This is a genomic window from Rhodopila sp., assembly GCF_035548095.1.
Lineage (GTDB): Bacteria > Pseudomonadota > Alphaproteobacteria > Acetobacterales > Acetobacteraceae > Rhodopila.
The window spans coordinates 73420-94271 of record NZ_DASZUV010000004.1; the positions used below are offsets into that span (position 1 = coordinate 73420).

General features: G+C 69.4%; 17 protein-coding genes. 5 read left to right on the plus strand and 12 right to left on the minus strand.

Annotated features, from left to right (window positions below; all coding sequences use genetic code 11):
* Window positions 1-18: 18 nt before the first annotated feature.
* The 4 genes from mrdA to VHC04_RS04615 form a co-directional block, all read right to left on the minus strand.
* Entirely contained in the window at window positions 19-1884 is a 1866-nt protein-coding gene (mrdA, locus tag VHC04_RS04600; protein ID WP_325678479.1) for a penicillin-binding protein 2, read from the minus strand.
* Window positions 1881-2435, minus strand: a complete 555-nt coding sequence (locus VHC04_RS04605) for a rod shape-determining protein MreD (RefSeq protein WP_325678481.1) — start codon at window positions 2433-2435, stop codon at window positions 1881-1883. The genes mrdA and VHC04_RS04605 overlap by 4 nt, the downstream gene beginning before the upstream one ends.
* Complete coding sequence (mreC, locus tag VHC04_RS04610; protein WP_325678483.1) at window positions 2435-3340, minus strand: rod shape-determining protein MreC; 906 nt, start codon at window positions 3338-3340, stop codon at window positions 2435-2437. Before mreC ends, VHC04_RS04605 begins: the two co-directional genes overlap by 1 nt.
* A 298-nt stretch (window positions 3341-3638) precedes the next feature.
* On the minus strand, window positions 3639-4682 hold the full coding sequence (locus VHC04_RS04615; protein WP_325678485.1) for a rod shape-determining protein: 1044 nt from the start codon (window positions 4680-4682) through the stop codon (window positions 3639-3641).
* A gap of 395 nt (window positions 4683-5077) precedes the next feature.
* Here VHC04_RS04615 and hisD point away from each other — a divergent pair, with 395 nt between their 5' ends.
* Window positions 5078-6367 (plus strand): histidinol dehydrogenase, encoded by a 1290-nt coding sequence (gene hisD / locus VHC04_RS04620; RefSeq protein WP_325678487.1) that lies wholly within the window; start codon window positions 5078-5080, stop codon window positions 6365-6367.
* 144 nt (window positions 6368-6511) lie between these two features.
* Here the strand turns inward: hisD and VHC04_RS04625 are convergent, their stop codons facing one another.
* The 5 genes from VHC04_RS04625 to VHC04_RS04645 form a co-directional block, all read right to left on the minus strand.
* Window positions 6512-7453: an HlyD family secretion protein gene (locus VHC04_RS04625; RefSeq protein WP_325678489.1), complete on the minus strand. Its 942-nt coding sequence runs from the start codon at window positions 7451-7453 to the stop codon at window positions 6512-6514.
* 2 nt (window positions 7454-7455) lie between these two features.
* Window positions 7456-7668, minus strand: coding sequence for a DUF1656 domain-containing protein (locus tag VHC04_RS04630; protein WP_325678492.1), 213 nt, complete (start codon window positions 7666-7668; stop codon window positions 7456-7458).
* Window positions 7665-9779 (minus strand): FUSC family protein, encoded by a 2115-nt coding sequence (locus VHC04_RS04635; RefSeq protein ID WP_325678493.1) that lies wholly within the window; start codon window positions 9777-9779, stop codon window positions 7665-7667. The genes VHC04_RS04630 and VHC04_RS04635 overlap by 4 nt, the downstream gene beginning before the upstream one ends.
* A complete protein-coding gene (locus VHC04_RS04640) occupies window positions 9779-10246 on the minus strand; it encodes a MarR family winged helix-turn-helix transcriptional regulator (RefSeq protein WP_325678495.1) in 468 nt (155 codons plus the stop codon). The genes VHC04_RS04635 and VHC04_RS04640 overlap by 1 nt, the downstream gene beginning before the upstream one ends.
* Before the next feature lie 164 nt (window positions 10247-10410).
* Window positions 10411-13977 carry an ABC transporter ATP-binding protein gene (locus VHC04_RS04645; RefSeq protein WP_325678496.1) on the minus strand — a complete coding sequence of 1189 codons (3567 nt, stop codon included), beginning with the start codon at window positions 13975-13977 and terminating at the stop codon, window positions 10411-10413.
* A 145-nt stretch (window positions 13978-14122) separates the two neighbouring features.
* Between VHC04_RS04645 and VHC04_RS04650 the strand changes: the two genes are divergently transcribed.
* The 4 genes from VHC04_RS04650 to VHC04_RS04665 all read left to right on the plus strand — a co-directional run bounded on the left by VHC04_RS04650 (window position 14123) and on the right by VHC04_RS04665 (window position 17654).
* Window positions 14123-14410, plus strand: a complete 288-nt coding sequence (locus tag VHC04_RS04650; protein WP_325678498.1) for a LysR substrate-binding domain-containing protein — start codon at window positions 14123-14125, stop codon at window positions 14408-14410.
* A 54-nt stretch (window positions 14411-14464) separates the two neighbouring features.
* Entirely contained in the window at window positions 14465-15334 is an 870-nt protein-coding gene (yghU, locus tag VHC04_RS04655) for a glutathione-dependent disulfide-bond oxidoreductase (protein ID WP_325678500.1), read from the plus strand.
* A 170-nt stretch (window positions 15335-15504) separates the two neighbouring features.
* Window positions 15505-16683 (plus strand): AI-2E family transporter YdiK, encoded by a 1179-nt coding sequence (gene ydiK, locus VHC04_RS04660; protein WP_325678502.1) that lies wholly within the window; start codon window positions 15505-15507, stop codon window positions 16681-16683.
* Entirely contained in the window at window positions 16680-17654 is a 975-nt protein-coding gene (locus VHC04_RS04665) for a D-2-hydroxyacid dehydrogenase (RefSeq protein ID WP_325678504.1), read from the plus strand. Before ydiK ends, VHC04_RS04665 begins: the two co-directional genes overlap by 4 nt.
* Window positions 17655-17930: 276 nt before the next feature.
* Here VHC04_RS04665 and VHC04_RS04670 read toward each other — a convergent pair whose 3' ends face one another.
* Genes VHC04_RS04670 through VHC04_RS04680 form a run of 3 tightly spaced genes read right to left on the minus strand, consistent with a single transcriptional unit; the run spans window position 17931 to window position 20576 of the window.
* Entirely contained in the window at window positions 17931-18128 is a 198-nt protein-coding gene (locus tag VHC04_RS04670) for a heavy-metal-associated domain-containing protein (RefSeq protein WP_325678505.1), read from the minus strand.
* 35 nt (window positions 18129-18163) lie between these two features.
* A complete protein-coding gene (locus VHC04_RS04675) occupies window positions 18164-19222 on the minus strand; it encodes a hypothetical protein (RefSeq protein ID WP_325678507.1) in 1059 nt (352 codons plus the stop codon).
* The gene (locus tag VHC04_RS04680; RefSeq protein ID WP_325678509.1) at window positions 19197-20576 is read right to left on the minus strand and encodes an MBOAT family O-acyltransferase; all 1380 of its coding nucleotides are present in this window, start codon (window positions 20574-20576) and stop codon (window positions 19197-19199) included. The genes VHC04_RS04675 and VHC04_RS04680 overlap by 26 nt, the downstream gene beginning before the upstream one ends.
* Window positions 20577-20852 lie beyond the last annotated feature (276 nt).

The following is a 20852-nucleotide window of genomic DNA, read 5'->3' on the forward strand; positions in this document are numbered from 1 at the left end:
GACGCGGCGCGACGGGCATCATCGGGATTGCGCCACCTGGGCGCCGTCGGGCGGCGTGGTGCGGTTCGCGGGGTCGCGCCGCAGTGTCGCCAGCATGATCTCCCGCGCCAGGGGAGCGGCCGCGGCGGCGCCGGCATTGCCATGCTCCACCACCACCGACAGCGCGTAGCGCGGATTGTCGTACGGCGCGTAGGCGACGAACAAGGCGTGCGGGCGGTATTCCCAGGGCAGCTTCTCGCTGTCGAACTTGCCGCTTTCCCGCAGTTCGCGGGACACGCGGCGGACCTGGGCGGACCCGGTCTTGCCGGCCAGCTGCACCGAGGGATCGCCCAGCCGCGCCAGCGGGGCGGTGCCGCCCGGTTCATTGACCACCGCCCACATGCCCTGGCGGACCGTGTGCAGCATCTTATCGGTCAGGCCGAGCATCGGGTAACTGTCGGGGTGGCTGGCGGGCTGCAGGGCGCCGGCCAGCGTGCGCGTCAGGTGCGGCTGCACCGCCCGGCCGGTGGCGACGCGGGAGACATAGGTGCACAGCTGCAGCGGCGTGACCTGGATATAGCCCTGGCCGATCCCGGATACGATGGTATCGCCGATCGCCCAGCGATGGCCTTTCTTCGCCCGCCACTCCTTGGTCGGCACCAGCCCCTGGCGCTGGCCGGGCAGGTCCAGGTCCAGCTCCACCCCCATGCCCAACCGGTGCGACATGGCGGCGATGTGATCGATGCCGGTGCGGCGCGCAACCTCATAAAAATACACGTCGCAGCTGTATTTCAGCCCGGTCTGCAGGTCGACCGACCCATGCCCGCCCTTGCGCCAGCAGTGGAACCGGGCATTGCCGACATCCAGATAGCCGGGGCACTGGAACCGGTCGAAGGGGGTGATCGCCTTGCTCTCCAGCCCGGCGAGCGCCACCGCCATCTTGAACGTGGAGCCCGGCGCGTAGACGCCCGAGGTCGCCTTGTTGATCAGCGGCGTCCGCCGGTCGCTGGTCCATTTCAGCCATTGCGCCTGCGACACGCCCGAATTGAACAGCGACGGGTCGAAGGAGGGGTTGGTGGCCATCGCCAGCACCTCCCCGTTGCGGCAGTCCATCACCACCGCCGAGGCACTTTCATCGCCCAGCGTCTTCAGCACCGCCTGCTGCAGGCCGGCGTCGATGGACAGGCCGACATCCTCGCCCTGCACGCCTTCCACCCGGTCCAGCTCCCGGATCACCCGGCCGACCGCGTTCACCTCCAGCTGCACCGATCCGGCCCGGCCGCGCAGCTCCAGGTCGTGGAACTTCTCGATCCCGGCCTTGCCGATGCGCAGGCCCGGCAGCGACAGCATCGGATCGTCGGCGACATCCTTGTCGTTCGGCGGCGCGACATAGCCGACGACATGGGCGAACTTGTCGGAGAACGGGTAGATCCGCTTGGTGCCGTTATCGACCACGACCCCAGGCAGGTCCGGGGCGTTGACCTCGATCTTCGCCATCTCGTCCCAGGTGAGGAACTCCTTGATCAGGATCGGGATGAACTTGCGGTGGCGATGCACCTCCCGCTCGATGCGGGCACGCTCATAGTCGCTCAATGGGATGATGGCGGCGAAATGGTCCAGCGTGTCGCTGACGTTGTTGGATTCCTCGGCGACCAGGTCGGCGCGCCAGTTGATGCTGTTGCCGGCCAGCACGATGCCGAACCGGTCCAGGATGCGCCCGCGCGGCGGCGCGATCATGCGCGCGCTGATGCGGTTGTCCTCGGCCATCGTGTTGTAGCGGGCGCCGTCCTCGACCTGCATCTGGTACAGGCGGGCGACCAGCGTCCCCAGCACGCTGACCTGAGCCCCCATCACCAGCAGGGCTCGGCGGGTGAACACGCTGGTGCGCTGGGTTTCCCGTTTCATGCCCGATCCGTGTCGGTGATGCCGCGCCGGGCGGCGCCGAACGGCACCGCCAGGGCCGGGTACAGGGCGATGGTGACGATCGCCTGGAAAAAGACCGGGACCGGCGACAGCAGCCGGAACAGCAGGATCATCATCAGCAGCCACATCAGCAGCGCCGCCCCGACCGCGATCGGGACAAAGGCGAGCCAGTTCATGCCGAAGCCGCGCGGCACCAGATAGCGGCGCAGCGCGGCGGCGATGCCGTAGCTCATCAGCAGGGTCAGCGTGCCGACGCCGAACGGCAGATAGCCCAGCAGGTCCAGCAGCAGTCCGATCAGGAACACGACCGGCGGCGGCATGTACTGCGGCTGGTGCAGGGACCAGAACCAGACGCATCCCAGCGCCATCGCCGGCTGCAGCGCGGCCTGCCCGGTCAGGCCCAGCGGCGCCTCGGCCAGCAGCATCAGCAGCACCGTCGCGCCGGCGGGAAAGCAGGCCCTGGCGGCCAGGTCCAGGCGGCGCCCCAAAGACGGGCGGGGCCGCACACCGGGACGGCGGTCGATCCAGGCCATCAGTGCGTCGCCGGGGTGATGTGCAGCGGCGCGGGCTTCGGCCTGGGGGCGGCCTTGTCCTGCGGCGAGGGGATCGGCGCCGAGCCGCTGAGCCCGTTGATGCCGTAGTCGAAGATGCGGACGATCTCCAGCTTCTGTAGCTGTGCGATCGGCTCGACCTCCGGCACGCCGTTCGCCGCGTAATGCACCGTGCCGACCGGCAGGTTGGCGGGGAAGGCGTTGGCCTCGGCGCTGGTGACGATGCGCTCACCCTCTTTTGGGGACACGCCTTCCGGCCAGAACATCAGCCGCGGGCGGGAATTGTTGGTGCCCACCAGGATCGCCCGCGCGCGCGAGGATTCCATGGTCACAGGAATCCGGCTGTTCAGGTCGGTGATCAGCAGGACGCGGGCCGTGCGGCTGCCCACCTCGGTCACCCGGCCGACCAGGCCGCGATCATCCAGCGCGATCTCACCCTTGCGGATGCCGTGGTTCGGCCCCAGCGACAGCAGCACGGCCTTGGCATACAGCCCGCCGGCATCGGCGACGACGCGGGCGGTGACGAAGGAGGCGTCGGGGTCGGGGATCCAGTGCAGCGCCGCCTTCAGCCGCTGGTTCTCGGCATCCAGCGCCAGGGCGACGGACTGCCAGCGGCGCAGCTGCTCATTCTCGGCGCGCAGCCGGGCATTCTCCTCCCGCATCGACCACAGATCGACCACCTCGTCCCAGGAGGCGCGGGCGTGCTCGATCGGGTCGGCCAGCATACGGTAGATCGGGGCAAGCCCGTCGGCCAGGGCAGAGCGCGCCTTTTCGGCCAGCAGCGCGTCCGCCTTGCCAAGCAGCATCAGGGCGAAGGACGCCAGGACCAGGACCGGCAGGGTGAGGCGCGCGAGAGCCTGGCGCGCCTGGATCGAGAGGCGGATCATCGGCTTGTCCCACGCGGCTGACCACGGCCTTGCCACACCCGAACGCCGCCGGCCATCCGGCCGCGCCGCCGCGAATGGGGCGCAAACATCCGGTAAATCAATACAGTGACCCGGGCCGCGGGCTCAAACGGTTTCTCCATGATCCCCGGAGGGACGCCTTGGCAGATGCCTGCGCCCTGCAACGCCTTGTCGACCATAGCACCCGGATCGCCCGCCGTTGCCAATTCCCGTTCATGCGCCGCGCCGGTCGGCGGACAACCGTGGGGGTGACCGCCGGGTACCAGCCCGGCAGGCGGCCTCAATACATGCTGGTCAGCACGTTGCTCAGCCGCTTGCGCTCCTCCAGCGCTCGGCCGGTTCCCATCGCCACGCATTGCAGCGGGTTCTCGGCGATCACCACGGCCAGGCCGGTGGCATCGCGCAGCACCTGGTCCAGACGGTACAGCAGCGCGCCGCCGCCGGTCAGCACGATGCCCCGGTCGACAATATCGGCCGCCAGCTCCGGTGGGGTGTTCTCCAGCGCCACCTTCACCGCCTCGACGATCGCCGAGACCGGCTCCGCCAGGCTTTCGGCGATCTGCCGCTGGCTCACCATCACCTCGCGCGGCACGCCGTTCATCAGGTCGCGGCCGCGCACTTCCCGGTACGGCCCCTCGCCGCCATCGTCGGGCGGCGCGGCAGCCCCCAGCTCCATCTTGATCCGCTCGGCCGACGCCTCGCCGATCAGCAGGTTGTGGTTGCGGCGGATATAGCTGATGATCGCCTCATCCATCTTGTCGCCGCCGACGCGCACGCTGCGCGAATAGACGATGCCGCCGAGGGAGATCACCGCGACCTCGGTGGTGCCGCCGCCGATATCGACGACCATGGAGCCCGAGGGTTCGGTGACCGGCAGCCCGGCGCCGATCGCCGCCGCCATCGGCTCCTCGATCAACCGCACCTGGCGGGCGCCGGCGCTTTCCGCGCTTTCCTGGATGGCGCGGCGTTCCACCGCGGTGGACCCGGACGGCACGCAGATGACGATCAGCGGCGAGGCGAAGCCGCGGCGGTGATGCACCTTGCGGATGAAATGCTTGATCATCTCCTCCGCCACCTCGAAATCGGCGATGACGCCGTCGCGCAGCGGGCGGGAGGCGGTGATGTAGCCGGGGGTGCGGCCCAGCATCTGCTTGGCTTCCTCCCCCACCGCGACGACCTGCTTCTTGCCGCGGACATCGGCGATGGCGACGACGCTGGGTTCGGCCAGAACGATGCCCCGGCCCTTCACGTAGACCAGGGTGTTGGCGGTGCCGAGATCGATGGCCATGTCGGCTGACATGAAGCCGAGCAACCGGGAAAACATTCGGTGAACCTTCGTCGGAATGGGAGCGGTGCGGGCGGGCGGCGAGGGGCTTAACCGTCACTGGCCCCGATCACAAGGGGTTGCTTGACGATTGCTTGAATGCGTTGCCCGCATGTAGGCGTGCATGCATCCTGGCCGCCGCGATCCGGTCACCGCAACCCCGGCCGGTCCACGCGCGGCATGCCCGGCGATCCCGGCGCGCGAGCCCGGACGGCGTGGCGCCGTCCCCCGGATCGCGGCGCGCGTGGCGAGGCCGTGCCGGCGGGGAGCCGGGAGGATTACACGGGTAGGATTACACGGGTAGGATTACACGGGGACACCTTCCCACGGGGTCAGCCGGCACCCGGCACCAGCCGCGCCATGACAAGCCGCGAGGCGTGGGCTAGACGACGCCCATGATCCGCCTTTCGACCGCCGAACCCGATTTTGAAGCCCGCTTCGCCGCGCTGCTGCTGCAGGCCCGCGAGACCACGGAGACCGTGGACCGTGCCGTCGCCGCCATCATCAGCGACGTGCGCGCCCGCGGCGACGCGGCCCTCATCGACTACACGGCCCGGTTCGACCGCCAGACGCTGACACCGGACGGTCTGCGGGTATCCGCCGCCGCGATCGATGCCGCGGTGGCATCGGTCTCCCAGGAGCTGAGGCACGCGCTGGACCTCGCGGCGACGCGGATCGAGACGTTTCATCGCGCCCAGTTGCCGCAAGACCTGCGGATGACGGACGCCGCCGGCCTGACGCTGGGCATGCGCTGGACGGCGCTGGACGCGGTCGGGCTGTATGTTCCGGGCGGCAAGGCCGCCTACCCGTCATCGGTGCTGATGAATGCGATCCCGGCGCGGGTGGCGGGGGTCGCGCGGATCGCCATGTGCGTTCCCTCCCCTGGCGGCCAGCTGAACCCCCTGGTCCTGGCGGCGGCGCACCGGGCCGGCGTCAGCGAGATCTATCGCATCGGCGGGGCCCAGGCGGTGGCGGCGCTGGCCTATGGGACCACGACGGTCGCGCCGGTGGACCGGATCGTCGGTCCCGGCAATGCCTATGTTGCCGAGGCGAAGCGCCAGGTGTTTGGCCGTGTCGGCATCGATTCGATCGCCGGCCCGTCCGAAGTGGTGGTGGTCGCCGATGCCGGCAACGATCCCCGGCGGGTCGCCGTCGACCTGCTGGCGCAGGCGGAGCATGACGAGGCCGCGCAATCGATCCTGATCACCAACGACGCCGCCTTTGCCGAGGCCGTCGCGGCGGCGGTGGAGGCGGAGCTGCCCACCCTGCCCCGCGCCGCGATCGCCGGCGCCAGCTGGCGGGCCCATGGCGCGGTCATCCTGGTGCGCGGCTGGGAGGAGGCCGCGAGCCTGGTCGACCGCCTGGCGCCGGAGCACCTGCAGTTGATGCTGGCGGATCCCGATCCGCTGTTCGCCCGGGTCAGGCACGCGGGCGCCATCTTCCTGGGCGGCTTCTGCCCGGAAGCGGTCGGCGACTATGTCGCTGGGCCGAACCATGTGCTGCCGACGGGCCGCACGGCGCGCTTCGCCTCGGGCCTGTCGGTGTTCGACTTCCTGAAGCGCACCACGTGGGTGTCGGCCAGCCGGGATGCCCTGGACCAGGTCGGCCCGGCGGCCGTGGCGCTGGCCGAGGCCGAGGGCCTGCAGGCCCATGCCCGCAGCATAGCCCTGCGCCTGGGCGGTTGAGCCCGGGCGTCGTCCCGGCCGCATCGCCGCGCGTCAGGACAGGCGCGCGTCAGGACAGGCGGGCGTCAGGACAGGCGCGTATCGGCACAGGCACGTATCGGTCTTGGAAGCTTGACAGGGTCGGGTTGACCCGGTCAGGCTCCATCAACTCCCTGATTCAAAAGCGTGATTCACACCTTCTGGAGCCGGCTTCAGGCGATCGCGCTCTGACCGGCCGATCCGAACGGTCGCGGTGCGTCCGGGAATCAGCCGGACATCGGCCGGCGGGTCCTCCAGCACGATCCGGACCGGGATCCGCTGGGCGAGTCGCACCCAGTTGAAGGTCGGATTGACGTCCGCGAGCAGGTCGTTGTTGGAGGAGCGCTCGCGGTCGGCGATGGCACCGGCGATACTCTGCACATGGCCGGGCAGCCAGCTTGTTTCACCCATCAGCTGCACATAGGCCCTGGCCCCCACCTGGATGCGCGGCAGCTTCGTCTCCTCGAAATACCCGTCGATATGCAGGCTGGCGGTGTCCACCAGCGCCGTCACGGGACGCCCGGCGGTCACGTAGTCGCCGCGCTGCAGATCGAAATTGGTGATGATGCCGTCCACCGGCGCCGTCACGTTGGCCCTGTCCAGGTTGAGCTGCGCCACGCCACGATCGGCCAATGCCTGCTCATAGGCGGCGGCGGCCTGCTGGGCGATCGCCGTCGTCTGCTGCTGTTTCTCCTGGCTCACCTCGGTGTTGGTCAGCGACTGGTAGCGGGCGGCCTCCCGCGCCGCTTCCTGCACCGCGGCAAGGCGGCTTTTCACCACCGCTTCGGCCTGCATCAGCGCCAGGCGAAACCGTTCCGCATCGACACGAAACAGCACCTGGCCGCGCGTCACATGCTGATTGTCATGCACCAGGACCTGGCTGACGAGGCCGGAAACGTCGGGCGTCACCTGTACGATATCGGCACGCACCCGACCGTCCCTGGTCCAGGGTTCGTTCATGTAATAGGCCCAGATTCTCGTGCCGGCGAAGACGGCGACCGCGACGATGACAAGTGTCAGGACGACGCGGCCAAGAGCGCGCAACGCGGCGCGGGTGGTCGTGGACATGATCAGGGCTCCAGAATTCTGGCGGAGACGGCAACGACCACTGCCAGCAGGATGACATAGAGCGCGGCGTCGAACAGCGCGCGGTGCCAGACGAAACGGTAGACGCCTGTCGCCGACAGCAGGCGGCGCAGCGCCAGATTCAGAAGGAAGGCGATCAGCGCCCATACCAGGAGCGACGGGACGAACACGCCGTCGATGCTGATCTCACCGATCATGCGGGCTGCACCCGCACATCGTGCCCGGCCGGCGCCGGCGGCGTGTAGGCCGGCGCCTCCGGCAGCAGCGCGGACCGGATGCCGACGACGCCGAGCAGGGCGTCGCGCCGGCCCGGCCCGTCCGGCAGTGCCGCGATCGCTTCCAGCGCCTTGTCGATGTCGCGAACCAGCGGCGCCGGCGATGCGGAGCGGCCGGCGGCGCGGGCCCGGAAATAGGCCGCCAGCGCATCCAGCATCGTGTCGATGACGGACCGTGCCGCCTCGGGCATGTCATAACGGGCGCGGCGCAGATCGACGATGTTCAGTCCCACGCGAAGCCCGTTCAGCAGGCGGGATGCCGCTGTGTCCTGACCCGCGTCGGCGGACGCCAGACGCGGCATGACCAGGGCGAACCGGTCCAGCATCAGGGCCGCGAACACCGCCCTGTCGTGCCGGCCGCGATGCAGTGCCGCCGCCTCCAGGTCCGCCCAGGCGGCTCGCATCAGGCGCCGCGCGCTCCATTCCGCGCCGACGGCGCGGGTGATCGCGGTGATCACCGCCGCGATCGTCATGCCGATCACGGTGGCGATGCCGGCATTCACGAAGGTGGGAAAATCGGCCTCATAGGCGCTTTGCAGGCTGAGCAGCGTGGCGCCGTTGGCGGCGAGCGCCATGCCGATGAACGCGGTGGACGGCATGGCAATCAGCACCCCGAACAGCAGGAAGGCGGGAGACAGCACAAGGATCAGCACCGGGAAATCGTGAACCATGGGCAGCACGGCGAAGAGCAGAAGCGTGTCCAGCAGCAACGCCACCACGGTCCATTTCAGGAAGCCGATGATCATGGGGACCGGGTTGTCCTGGGCGGCAAAGAAGCTGCAGGCCACCGCCACCATCTCCGCGGCGATGAAACCGTCCTCCCAGCCTGTCTGGATCCACATCACGCAGCAGACCAGGACCGCGCCGGCAGCGGCGAGGCCGGACCACACCGCCATGCCGTGATCGATCTGCCGGGCACCGCCAGCCGCCGCGTCGGCCGGGTAGAGCATCGTCGGGAACGGCGCGCCCGGTTCGGTCACCTGCCGCAGAATCCGCCAGCCATCCTGCCAGAGCTGGGTCAGGTCGCGCAGCCGCAACAGCAGGCTGGCGGTGAGGATGCGCGTCCAATCGGCCCGCGGACCAAGCCGCGCCTCCACCTCATCGATCCGGTGGCGCAAGGCTGCGCCACCCGTGTCCAGCGCGTCCTCATCCCCCCGCAGCCATGCTTGCACACTGTCCAGCAGGTCCGACAGCCGCGGCGACAGGGGACCGGCCTCATGCAATGCCCGCACGCGATCGCGAATGGATGCAACGATCGGCATCAGCAGCAGCAGGCGCCAGCGAAACGACTGCACCATGCCCCGCGCATCCGCCCGGTGCGTCGGGTCCCAGGCGAGGAAGCTGTCCAGCAGGTCCAGCTCCGTCGCCACGGCGGCGATGCGTTGACGGTTCGCGCGTATTTCCACCGCATCCTCGTCGCCGGTCAGTGCCGCGGTGGCCCACCGCTCGACCAGCCGCAGCGATTCGGCGATGCGCGCCGCGATGACCGGACCGACCGGGTTGGGAAACACCAGGGAATGAACGACGGTCGCGCATAGGATGCCCAGGCTGATCTCCTGCACCCGGGCGATGGCGACGTCGAAGATCTGGCCTGGGGTGGAGACGGTGGGAAAGCCGATAATGGCGGCGCTGTAGCCGGCCAGCAGAAAGACGTAACTGCGCGGCGTGCGGTCCAGCAGGGACAGGTACAGGCACAAGCCCACCCAGGCCGCGAGCGCGGCCGACAGCAGCGCCGGCGCGTCGACCAGGTTGGGAACCAGCACGATGGTCGCCGTCGCCCCCAGCAGCGTCCCCAGAAGGCGATACATGGCCTTGGACCGCGTCGCGCCGGACAATGGCTGCGACGCGATGTAGACCGAGGCGAACGCCCAGTAGGGCCGCGGCATATCGGCGGCGAAGGCAACATACAGGGCGATCGTCGCGGCCAGGAAGCACCGGAAGGAGAACATCCAGGCCCGCCAATCGGGCAGCACCCAGCTGGACAGCATCCAGTTGGGCAGCACCCGATCGGGCAGCGCGCCACGCCGCGGCATTACGCGGCGTCCCGCGCCGTCGGCGGGGCGCCACGCCGGGCCGCCGTCTCCATCGCGTGGAAGACGCGCAGCGCGGCGGTGAGATCGGCTTCCGCCACGCCGCCGAGCAGCCGTTCGCGGACACCGGCCAGCGCGGCCTCCGCCTGCCGGGCCAGCGCCATGCCGGAGGCCGTCAGATACAGGGTCCTGGCGCGGCGGTCGCTGGCATCGGCGCGGCGTTCGACAAGGCCGGCGCCGGAGAGCTGGGTCAGAACCGGGCTGAGCGAGGCTTCGTCGATAGCCAGGGCATCGGCCAGCTCGACCTGGCGAAGGCCCTGGCCAAGCCGGCCAAGCGTCACCAGGGGCAGAGCGGTCGAAGCCGACAGCATGTGGCCGGCGAGAGCCGCGTCGGCCTCACGCCGCCACGCGCGCTGCAGATGCGGCAGCGCGGAGAGAAACCGGCTGGCGAGGGGAACGGCATCGGCCATCGCCGATCCTTAGGAGCCTAAGTATTTTTGTGCCAGCCGGAGAACGCGGCCCTGGCATGCCGTGGCCGCCTCACTGCCGGCCGTCCGCGCCAGCCGCCGCGGCGCGCGCGACGACCCCTGCCGCGATGACCCCTGCCGTGATGACCCCCGGCCGCGATGACCTCCTACCCCGCCGCGACGCCCGCCATCTGCCGATCCACCAGGCGCGCGTAGCTGCCGCCGCGCGCAAGCAGTTCCGCATGCGTGCCGGCCTCGACCAGCCGCCCGTTCGCCAGCACCAGGATCAGATCGGCTGCCTTGATGGTGGACAGCCGGTGCGCGACGATCACCGTCGTCCGGTCCACCATCAGCGCGTCCAGCGCGCCACGCACCGCCTGCTCGCTCAGCGTATCCAGATGGGACGTCGCCTCATCCAGGATCAGCAGCGGCGCGTCCTTCAGAAAGGCTCGGGCGATGGCGATGCGCTGGCGCTGGCCGCCGGACAACTGCACCCCGCGCTCGCCGACGCGGGTTGCCAGGCCCTCCGGCAGGCTCGCGATGAAATCCGCCAGCGCGGCGCGGGACAGGGCCAGCTTCACCTCCTCGGCCGAGGCATCGGGGCGAGCCAGTCGGACATTGGCTTCCAGCGTGTCGTTGAACAGATAGGTGTCCTGCGCCACCAGGGCGATGCGGCGGCGCAGCCCGTCCAGGGTCACGTCCCGCAGGTCGACGCCGTCCAGCCGGATCGTGCCGTGATCGGGGTCCCAGAAACGCAGCAGCAGGTTGGCCACCGTGGTCTTGCCGGATCCGGACGGGCCGACCAGGGCGACGGTGGCGCCCGCCGGCATGTGGAAGCGCAGCCCGGCCAGGGCCGGAGCGGCGCGCCCTGGATACGTAAAGGCCACATCATCGAAATCCACCGCCGAACCGCCCATGTGCGGCACCGGCTCACGTGGCCCGTCGGTGATCGTCACCGGTTCCTTGTGCACCACCGCCAGCCGGCGGGTCGACGCGATGGTGTCGGCCAGTTGCCGCCCGACCTGGGCGATCTCCGACACCGGCAGGAAGGCGGCGATCGAGACCAGGGTGACCAGCGGCAGCATGCCGGCGGACAGGCCATGGTGCATGACCAGCACCGCGCCCAGCGCGGCGACCGCCAGGCTGCCCAGGCCCGTCGCGGCCTCCAGCGCCGCGGTCTGGAACGAAAGGTCATGCAGGAGTTTCAGACGCAGCGCCTGATAGTCCCGCACGGCGCGCCGAAATCCGTCACGCCGGCGATCGGCGGCGCCGAAGGTGACGATCTCGGAAAGGCCCTGGATCGTTTCGGTCGTGAAGGCGCTGATCGTGCCCAGCCCGCCGCGCGCCGCCGAGGCCAGCGCGTCGATCCGCCGCCGGCCCAGCACCGGCGACAGGCCGGCATATAGCAGGAACGGCGCCAACCCCAGCGCCAGCGGCCAGGCGATCAGGCCCAGGGTCACCATCACCGCCGCCGGCACCAGCACCGCCACGATCGCCGGGGCGATGGTGTGGGCGAAGAAATATTCCACTGTCTCCACGTCCTGCGTCGCCAGCGCCACCAGGTCGCCGGAACGGCGCCGCAGCAGATAGGCGGGTGCCAGCGCGTCGAGTTTCCGGAACAGATCGATCCGCATCTCGGCCAGCAGCGCATAGGCCATGGCATGGGCGATCCAGGACTCCAGCCAGTGCAGCAGCCCGGCCAGCGGCGCGGTCAGCAGCAGGCCGGCGACCAGCGCCGTCAGCGGCGTGTGCGCACGCACCGCGGCCAGCACCAGCGCGCCCAGCACGGACACGCCGATGAACGCGACCACGCGGCCGATGCCGGTCAGCACGGTGACCGCCAATTGTCCGCGATAGGGGCGAACGACGCGCATCAGGGTGCGGATCGTTTCCGGCCAGCCGATGGTCTCCGCGTCCTGCGCCAGGCTCCGCGGCGATGCCGCGCCCGGGGTGGCGGCCGTTTCGGTGTCGGCGGCCGGCGCCTGCGGACCGTCCAGTCCGATATCGGTCCGTTCCGCCACCTGCGGACCCATCAGGTCGCGGTACGGGCCGGGCGCCGCGATCATTTCGCGATGCGTGCCCGATTGCGCGACGGCGCCGTCGCGCAATACCGCGATGCGGTCGGCGCCGATCACGCTGGACAGGCGGTGCGCCAGGATCAGGGTGGTGCGCCCGGCCATCAGCCGGTCCAGCGCCTGCTGGATGATCGCCTCATTTTCCGCGTCGACGGCCGACAACGCCTCATCCAGCACCAGGATCGGCGCATCGCGCAGCAGGGCGCGCGCGATGGCGATGCGCTGGCGCTGGCCGCCGGACAGCTGGGTGCCACGCTCCCCGATCACGGTCTGGTAGCCCTGCGGCAGCGCACTGACGAAACCGTGCGCGTTCGCGGTCCTGGCGGCGGCCACCAGTTCCTCCCGGGTGGCGTCGGGCCGGCCGAGGCGCAGGTTCTCCTCCACCGTGCCATGGAACAGATAGGTATCCTGGGCGACCACCGCGATCATCGCGCGCACCGCGTCGGGATCCAGCGTGCGCAGGTCGCGCCCGCCGATACGGATGCTGCCGGCGGACGGGTCGTGCAGGCGCAGCAGCAGCCGCACGATGGTGGACTTTCCCGACCCCGAGGGACCGACGATACCGACCCGCTCGCCCGCGGCGATGGCAAGCGACAGGCCGGCATGCGCCGGCCGGCGGCCGCCGGGATAGGCGAAGGTGACGTCCCGGAAATCGATCGCCGGCTCCAGCCCCGCCGTCGGCGCCTTCCCCGCGGTGGCGGGCCCGGTCACCGGCGTATCCAGCAGCCGGCGGATGCCGATGGCGGCGGCCTCCCCGTTCAGGCCCTGGTGCAGCACCGCGCGCAGGTCGCGCAGCGGCCGGAAAATCTCGGTCCCGGCCATCAGGACGATCAGCAGCGCGTCCAGGCTCATCTCGCCGTGCACGACCCGCCATGTGCCCAGCGCGAGGGCGACCGCGCTGCCAAGCGCGGTGCCCAGGTCGGTGAAGCCGCGGGTGGCCACGTTCCAGGCCAGCACCCAGAATGTACTGTCGCTCAAGGCGCGCGCCTTTTCCGCGAGCATTGTCCCATAGGCCGCGCTCTGCCCGAAGGCCTTCAGCGTGGGCAGGCCCTGGACCGCATCCAGGAACTCCTCGCCGAACGACTTGAAGGCGGTCTGCCGAGCGCGGGAGGCTCGGGCGGTCTTGCGGTGGACGGTGGCGGGCAGGACCAGGGTGAACAGCGCGGCGGCCAGCATCACCAGCGCCACCGGCACGTCCCACCACGCGATGAAGGCGAAGATGGCGATCGGGGCGCACAGGGCGATGGTGACCTGTGGCAGGTACTGGCCGAAGAAGGACTGCAGCTGCTCGACGCCATCGACCATCGACAGCATCACGCCGCCGGTGCGCTCCGCACCGAACCAGGCGGGCCCCAGGGCGACGATCTTGTCGAACAGGGCGAGGCGGAGCTTCTCCTGCACCCGGCCGGCGGTGCGATGGGCGATCATCGTGCGGGCGTGGTCCAGCGCGACGCGCAACAGGATGGCGGCGGCCGTGGCCGCCAGCAGCGGCAGCAGGGACAGCCAGGGATCGCCACGGAACACCCCGCCGATGAACAGGCCCAGAAAGGCGAAACGGGCGATGCCGACGGCCAGCGCCAGCAAACCCAGCAGGGTCGAGGCGGCAATCCGCCCGCGCACCCCCGCCGTCAGACGCCAAAGCTGAAGATCGAAATGCACCGGCCTGCTCCCTGGTCCGACGGCGCCGAGTGTGGTGTGACCGCGCGCCTGGCGCAAACGCCAGAAGGATGCCAGTGCCAGCCCGGAGAAGGAATGGACGACCTGGCTGCGGCATTTCGGGCTGGCAGCAGGGCCGCGGACACGCATGGTGCAGTTCAGCACCTTCGCCGCCACGATTGCCGCCGCCACGATTGCCGCCGCCATCGCCGGGGCGGGCGTGGCGCTGGGCCGATCGCCGCTGATCGACGCGGAACTGGCAAGCGGGCGGCTGGTGCGGCCATTCGGCGCGGCCGCCATGCCCGGGTCGTGGGACGTCGTTCTCCGCCGCCGCCCCGGCGCGCAGCGGGACGCGCATGTCGCGCAGCTTGCGGAGTTCCTGCTGACGGAGGCCAAATCCCCCCACCAGTGCCACCCGCGGGTACGCACCGGTTGACCAATCACCGACCACGCCCACATGCCGGGCACTCTCATCGGGAGACGAAAATCGATGTCCGAAGAATACGTTCCGCCGAAAGTCTGGACCTGGGACAAGGAAAGCGGCGGCCGGTTCGCCAATATCAACCGCCCGATCGCCGGCCCGACGCATGAGAAGGAGCTGCCGGTCGGCAAGCACCCGATGCAGCTCTACTCCCTCGGCACGCCGAACGGGCAGAAGGTGACGATCATGCTGGAGGAGCTGCTGGCCCTGGGGCACAGCGGCGCCGAATACGACGCCTGGCTGATCAAGATCGGCGACGGCGACCAGTTCGGCAGCGGCTTCGTCGCCATCAACCCGAACTCCAAGATCCCCGCGCTGCTGGACCGCAGCGGTCCGAAGCCGGTACGCGTGTTCGAGTCCGGATCGATCCTGCTGCATCTGGCGGAGAAGTTCGGCGCCTTCCTCCCCGCCTCGGGGCCCGAACGGACCGAGGTGCTGAACTGGCTGTTCTGGCAGATGGGCAGCGCGCCGTACCTGGGCGGCGGCTTTGGTCATTTCTATGCCTATGCACCGATGAAGATCGAATACGCGATCAACCGGTTCGCGATGGAGACGAAACGCCAGCTCGACGTGCTGGACCGGCGGCTGGCCGAAACGGAATATCTCGGCGGCGCCGACTACTCGATCGCCGACATCGCCGTGTGGCCGTGGTACGGCGCGCTGGCGAAGGGGTTGCTGTATGGCGGCGGCGAGTTCCTGTCCGTGCAGGACTACAAGAACGTCAACCGCTGGACCGACCAAATCGCCCAGCGGCCGGCGGTGAAGCGTGGCCGCATCGTCAACCGGTTGCAGGGGGATCCCTCGGCCCAGCTGCATGAACGGCACGACGCCAGCGATTTCGATACCAAGACGCAGGACAAGATCGGCGCAAGGGACTAGGAATGGCCGCCGGTGCTCCGGCGGCCGGCGGCACGCAAGCATGACAGGGTCGGGTTGACCCTGTCGTGCTTTACCAACTATTTGATTCAACAGCGCGATTCATGCCCTCTCGCCGCCGGCTTCAGGTGATCGCGCTTCAGCCTGGCGGCGCGCCGACGGACCGAGGGAGCATGACGGGGGACAAGCGCGATCTGACCCGGACCACGCTGGCGGTCATGTCCGTCAGTGGCCTGATCATCGGCACGGTCTGGATTCTGCGGCCATTCATTCCGGCGATCATCTGGGCCATCACCCTGGTGCTGGCGACGTGGCCCGTATTGCTGCAGGTCCAGCGCCGAACCGGCGGACGGCGCGGCGTGGCGGTGGCGATCATGACCATCGGCCTGCTGTTGCTGCTGGTGGCGCCGCTGTCGCTCGCGGTCGTCAAGGTGGTGGAAAACATCGACCAGATCAGCGCCTTCATCGGCAAGGCGCTGTCGCTGCAATGGCCGCCCATGCCGGCCTGGGTCGGCGATCTGCCGCTGGTCGGGGAACGGCTGGCGCAGCTCTGGCAGGATCTCTCCGACCTCACCATCGCGGAACTGGCACCTCGGCTCAGCCCCTATGCCGGAACGATCACCCACTGGTTCGTCGCCTCCGTCGGTGGCGTCGGCAGCATGCTGATCCAGTTCCTGCTGACCATCGCCATCGCGGCGGTGCTGTACGCGAACGGCGAGTACGCGGCCAGGACGGCCTTGCGCTTCGGCCACCGGCTGGGCGCGGAGCGGGGTGAAGCGGCGGTGCGGCTGGCCGGCGCCGCCGTGCGCGGCGTGGCGCTGGGGGTTGTGGTTACGGCACTGGTGCAATGCGCGCTCGGCGGCATCGGCCTGGCGATATCCGGCGTGCCGTTCGCCACGCTTCTGACCGCCGTGATGTTCATCCTATGCCTGGCGCAGGCGGGTCCCGGCCTGATCCTGCTGCCGGCGGTGGGCTGGCTGTTCTGGTCGGGCGCGACGCTGCAAGGCGCCGTTTTGACAGGGTTTACCGTGATCGCCCTGACCATGGACAATGTCGTCCGCCCGCTCATGATCCGCACGGGCGCGCCGCTGCCGCTGCTGTTGATCCTGGCCGGGGTGCTGGGTGGGTTGATGGCCGCTGGCCTGCTGGGAATCTTCGTCGGACCGACAGTGCTGGCGGTTGCCTATACGCTGGTAATGAGCTGGATCGGGGAAGAGGATCCGGGACCCGCGCGGCAAGGCGAGGGGCTCGGCCGACCGGTATCCGAGCGGCTGGCGGGTGATCCCGCGGACACGGCTTTGACCGGCGGACGCGCCGGCGCCACCCTGGCGGGAGGAGGAACATCCCCATGACCAATCAATTCAACTTCCTGATGCTGCCGCCTCAGACGGCGATTACCCGAGGATGGGCGGACCGACTGGCCCACAGCGTGCCCGGCATGAACCTGATCGTCGCCGAGGACGGCGCACAGGCCGCATCCGCCATCGAGACGGCCGATGCCGCCTTCGGCACGCTGCCGCCCGACCTGCTGACGAAAGCGAAACGGTTGCGCTGGCTGCAGGCCCCGATGGCGGCGCCGCCGGCCGGCTACTATTATCCGGCGCTGATCGAGCATCCCGCCGTGATCACCAACTTCCGCGAGATCTACAACGACCATATCAGCGCCCATATCCTGGCCTTCGTGCTGGCCCTGGCGCGCGGCCTGCACGTCTTCATTCCGCAGCAGATACGTCGTGAGTGGAGGAAGCCGCCCGAGGATCACGGTGTCGTGCCGCTTCCGGGCGCCGTCGCCCTGATCGTCGGTGTCGGCGGCATCGGTGCCGAGACCGCTCGGCTGCTCGCCGCCTTCGGCGTGCGCGTGCTGGCGACCGATGCACGGCGGACCGACACACCGGAAGGCGTCGCCGAGCTGCACCGGCCGGAAGCGCTGGATTCGCTGCTGCCGCAAGCCGATTTCGTGATCCTGACGGTGCCTCACACGCCGGCGACGGAGGGATTCTTCCATCGCGATCGTTTCGCCAGGATGAAAAAGACGGCGTTCTTCATCAATATCGGCCGCGGCATGACGACACGGCTGGATGATCTGGTGGCGGCGCTGCAATCCGGAACGATCGCCGGCGCCGCGCTGGATGTATATGAGCAGGAGCCGCTGCCCCAGGCACACCCGCTATGGGGGCTGCCGAACGTGATTCTGACCCCGCACATGGCCGGCTATGGGCCGCATCTCAATGAGCGGCGGTTCCAAATCATCCAGGATAACTGCCGCGCGTTCGCCGATGGGCGGCCGCTGCGCAATGTGGTGGACAAGAAGAACTGGTTCTGAGGACCAGGTCGGCTGCGGACCCGTGCCTTTTCACCAAAGGCGCGGACCGGGGGCCTTCGCGCCATGACGGGAGGACACAGCGGCGCCGGAACGGACGGATGGCGGAACGGACGGATGGCGGAACGGACGGATGGCGGGACGAGCAAGGACGGGACGGGCAAGGACGGGACGGGCAAGGACGGGACGGGCAAGGCACAGCGGCACCGGAACGAATGGCGGGACGCCCGGCCCTGTCGTTGCCCGTCGGGGCCGCCGGTACTCACCCGGTGACCGGTGTCACGCGGCCTCCACCGTGAACCCGGCATCGCGGAATGCCTCGGCCACCGCGTCGGGAGGCGCGTTCGTCTTCACCGTCACCAGCTTCGTCTGCAGGTCGGCCTGGACCGTCGCGCCGGCATCCAGCTCCCTCGCCGCCGCGGCCAGCGAGCGGACGCAGCCGTCGCAGTGGATGTCAGAGACACGAAACACGCTCATTCCCTCGGTTCCTTCAGCCTTCGCGGCGGTGCGTATCACGGTGTTTCATCCGCAGAAAGCAGGCGGTAATCCGGACCGCGCTCTCCACGCACCGCGTCCTTGAGGTCGGACGCCACGCGATCGGCGGTGGCGACCGTCGTGTGCATTCCATCCCAGTAGTGATCGTCGTCATCGGTGATCGGGCTATGGCGCAGGAAGTCGACCACCACGGTGTTCGGCACGGTCTTCGTCAACGCCGCCGCGCGCCGCTTGCATTCCGCCCACACCGTGGCGACCGGATCGCCCGGCGCCGGCAGCATCCTTTGGTTGTACGGCACGAAATACAGGATCTTCAGCGTCTCGGCCGGCAGGCGATTCAGCATGTCGCGCAGGACCTCCTGCGTCGGATAGCGCCACGCGGATGGCGGTCCATGCCGGGCACCATCCGGGATCGACACCCCATACTCCGCCAGCTTTCGCTGTGCCCTGGCCCGGTCGTAATCGGAATCAGGCGGCACGAAACGCGTATAGCCGTCGGAGCCCATGTCGGGTTCCTTGATCCCGGTCAGCACGCCGAACGCCTTTCCGGCCTCCTGCACCGCAAACAGGTTCAGGAGGTTGGCATACCCCAGCCAACGGCTGTGGCCGTACATCCACTCGGGGAACGGCCGCGGCGTGAGTGTCTGATAGCTGTCGCCGGTCACGCACCACCGCACATCCAGACCGACGATCAGCACCTTGGGCGCGGGATGCGCCGCGAGGAACTCGTTGAAGATCGCATGGGCCTCGAACACCGTGGCATCGTTCATCGCGAGATTCACGAAGCGGGCATCGAACGCGGTGTCCAGAAGCGCCGGCCGCAGCAACCGGCTGGTGGAGGTGCCGATCACGGCGCTGTCGAAGCGCGGCGAACGCGCCAGGGCCGGATAGGAAAAGCGCTGGTTTCCCGTCACCGGCACGCGCGACGCCGGCCAGTGCAGCGGCAGCGTATCCCACGGGTCGGTGAGGGCCACGAACAGGAACAGCACCGCGACGGCACCGGCCGCGGTCCCCACGGCGAGGCGGAAGAACCGCCGCCACGCCGTGGGATCAGAACTGGAAGTAGATGAAGGCATTGGGCAAACGGCCGCCGATCAGCAGCAGGAGATAGGCCAGCAACACCCCGGCCGGCACGGCCAGCCAGGGGCGCGGGCTCAGGCGGGTCAGCGCCGCTTCCTGGCTGACCGGCCCCAGCAGCGCAATGGCGGCACCCCCGGCCAGGGCGGCGGCGTTCTCCTGGTTCAGGGCCAGGTCGCCCAGCCCGTGCCGCCCCGCCATCGCCAGCAGGATGGTACCGGCCTCGCCGAATGTTGGGCACCGGAAGAGCACCCACCCGACCATGACGAACAGCAGCGTCAGCAGCCAGGCCAGCGGTCGTGGCAGGCGCGGGCCCCTGCCCTCCCACAGATGGTTCACCGCGAGCGCGCCGCCGTGCAACCCGCCCCAGGCGACGAAGGTCCAGTTGGCGCCGTGCCACAGGCCGCCGAGCAGCATCGTCAGCACGAGATTCACCGCCTGGCGCCAGGCCGGCACGCGGCTGCCACCCAGCGGGATATACAGGTAGTCGCGCAGGAAGCGGCTGAGGGTCATGTGCCAGCGCCGCCAGAAATCCCGCACCGATACGGCGCGGTACGGTGCGTTGAAGTTGAAGGGCAGGCGCAGGCCGAACATCAGGCCCAATCCGATCGCCGTGTCGGAATAGCCCGAGAAGTCGAAATAGATCTGCAGCGTGTAGGCGCCTGCCGCCGTCCAGGCCTGCGCCGCCGTCAACGGCGCTGTCTGTGCGTGCGCGAACAGCGGGTCGGCCAGCATCGCCAGCGTATCCGCCAGCAGCACCTTCTTGGCGACGCCGATCAGGAACAGGATGAAGCCGCGCGACAGGTTCTCCCACATGTCCGGCCGGCGCGGATCGGCATCGAACTGCCAGATGATCTCATTATGGCGAACCAGCGGGCCGGCGATCAGCTGCGGGAAGAAGCTGACGAACATGCAGAAATCGAGAAAGCCGTAGATGTGCCGGTCTCCCCGCCGCAGGTCGACCAGGTAGGAGATTTTCTGGAAGACGAAGAAGCTGATGCCCAGCGGCAGCACCAGCGACCAGGGCCGCCAGGGTTCGTCGAGCGCGCCGTAAACGGTGCCGCGGAAGAAATCGGCGTATTTGAACAGGCCCAGCGCGCCGAGGTTCAGCGCCACGCCGAGCAGCGGGATCCAGGGGCGGCGCCAGCGGCCAAACGCCTCGGCGATCAGCCAGGTGGCGACGGTCAGGCCGACCAGCAGCGGCACGAAGCGGACATCCCACCAGCCGTAGAAGATGACCGAGGCGACCACGACCGCCATCTGCCGCATGGTCCGGCTGCCGGCGCAGGCGTAGTACAGGCCCACAACCGCCGGCAGGAACAGGAGGATGAAAACCTGGGAGTTGAACAGCATCGGGTGGCGAGAAACCTGCGGCGCACGTGATCCGGCGGCAGGCCGGACCTCGCGTAACGCCCGGGGCGGGTGAGCGGCGCCGCCGGGTCGGGCGAAGAAAGCCAGCGGGGTTTGGCGGAACCGGGGATTCGCCGCAAGCCCCGCGGCTGATCCACGGCCTCCCGCGGCACGCGGCGCACTGGCCGAGCCTCATCGCGGCCGGCCAGCCGAACGGCCGCGCCCCCTGCGCCGTAGCCGGCATGCGATAAAGCATAGCAAGGTCAGGCTGACCCTGTC

Bases quoted from the DNA above. Each gene is read 5' to 3' on its own strand.
- VHC04_RS04640 (WP_325678495.1), bottom strand. From the start codon at position 10,246: ATGGCCGATGCCGTTCCCCTCGCCAGCCGGTTTCTCTCCGCGCTGCCG.
- VHC04_RS04625 (WP_325678489.1), bottom strand. From the start codon at position 7,453: ATGTCCACGACCACCCGCGCCGCGTTGCGCGCTCTTGGCCGCGTCGTC.
- ydiK (WP_325678502.1), top strand. From the start codon at position 15,505: ATGACGGGGGACAAGCGCGATCTGACCCGGACCACGCTGGCGGTCATG.
- VHC04_RS04605 (WP_325678481.1), bottom strand. From the start codon at position 2,435: ATGGCCTGGATCGACCGCCGTCCCGGTGTGCGGCCCCGCCCGTCTTTG.
- mreC (WP_325678483.1), bottom strand. From the start codon at position 3,340: ATGATCCGCCTCTCGATCCAGGCGCGCCAGGCTCTCGCGCGCCTCACC.
- mrdA (WP_325678479.1), bottom strand. From the start codon at position 1,884: ATGAAACGGGAAACCCAGCGCACCAGCGTGTTCACCCGCCGAGCCCTG.
- VHC04_RS04650 (WP_325678498.1), top strand. From the start codon at position 14,123: ATGGTGCAGTTCAGCACCTTCGCCGCCACGATTGCCGCCGCCACGATT.
- VHC04_RS04675 (WP_325678507.1), bottom strand. From the start codon at position 19,222: ATGCCTTCATCTACTTCCAGTTCTGATCCCACGGCGTGGCGGCGGTTC.
- hisD (WP_325678487.1), top strand. From the start codon at position 5,078: ATGATCCGCCTTTCGACCGCCGAACCCGATTTTGAAGCCCGCTTCGCC.
- VHC04_RS04630 (WP_325678492.1), bottom strand. From the start codon at position 7,668: ATGATCGGTGAGATCAGCATCGACGGCGTGTTCGTCCCGTCGCTCCTG.
- VHC04_RS04615 (WP_325678485.1), bottom strand. From the start codon at position 4,682: ATGTTTTCCCGGTTGCTCGGCTTCATGTCAGCCGACATGGCCATCGAT.
- VHC04_RS04670 (WP_325678505.1), bottom strand. From the start codon at position 18,128: ATGAGCGTGTTTCGTGTCTCTGACATCCACTGCGACGGCTGCGTCCGC.
- yghU (WP_325678500.1), top strand. From the start codon at position 14,465: ATGTCCGAAGAATACGTTCCGCCGAAAGTCTGGACCTGGGACAAGGAA.
- VHC04_RS04680 (WP_325678509.1), bottom strand. From the start codon at position 20,576: ATGCTGTTCAACTCCCAGGTTTTCATCCTCCTGTTCCTGCCGGCGGTT.
- VHC04_RS04635 (WP_325678493.1), bottom strand. From the start codon at position 9,779: ATGCCGCGGCGTGGCGCGCTGCCCGATCGGGTGCTGCCCAACTGGATG.
- VHC04_RS04665 (WP_325678504.1), top strand. From the start codon at position 16,680: ATGACCAATCAATTCAACTTCCTGATGCTGCCGCCTCAGACGGCGATT.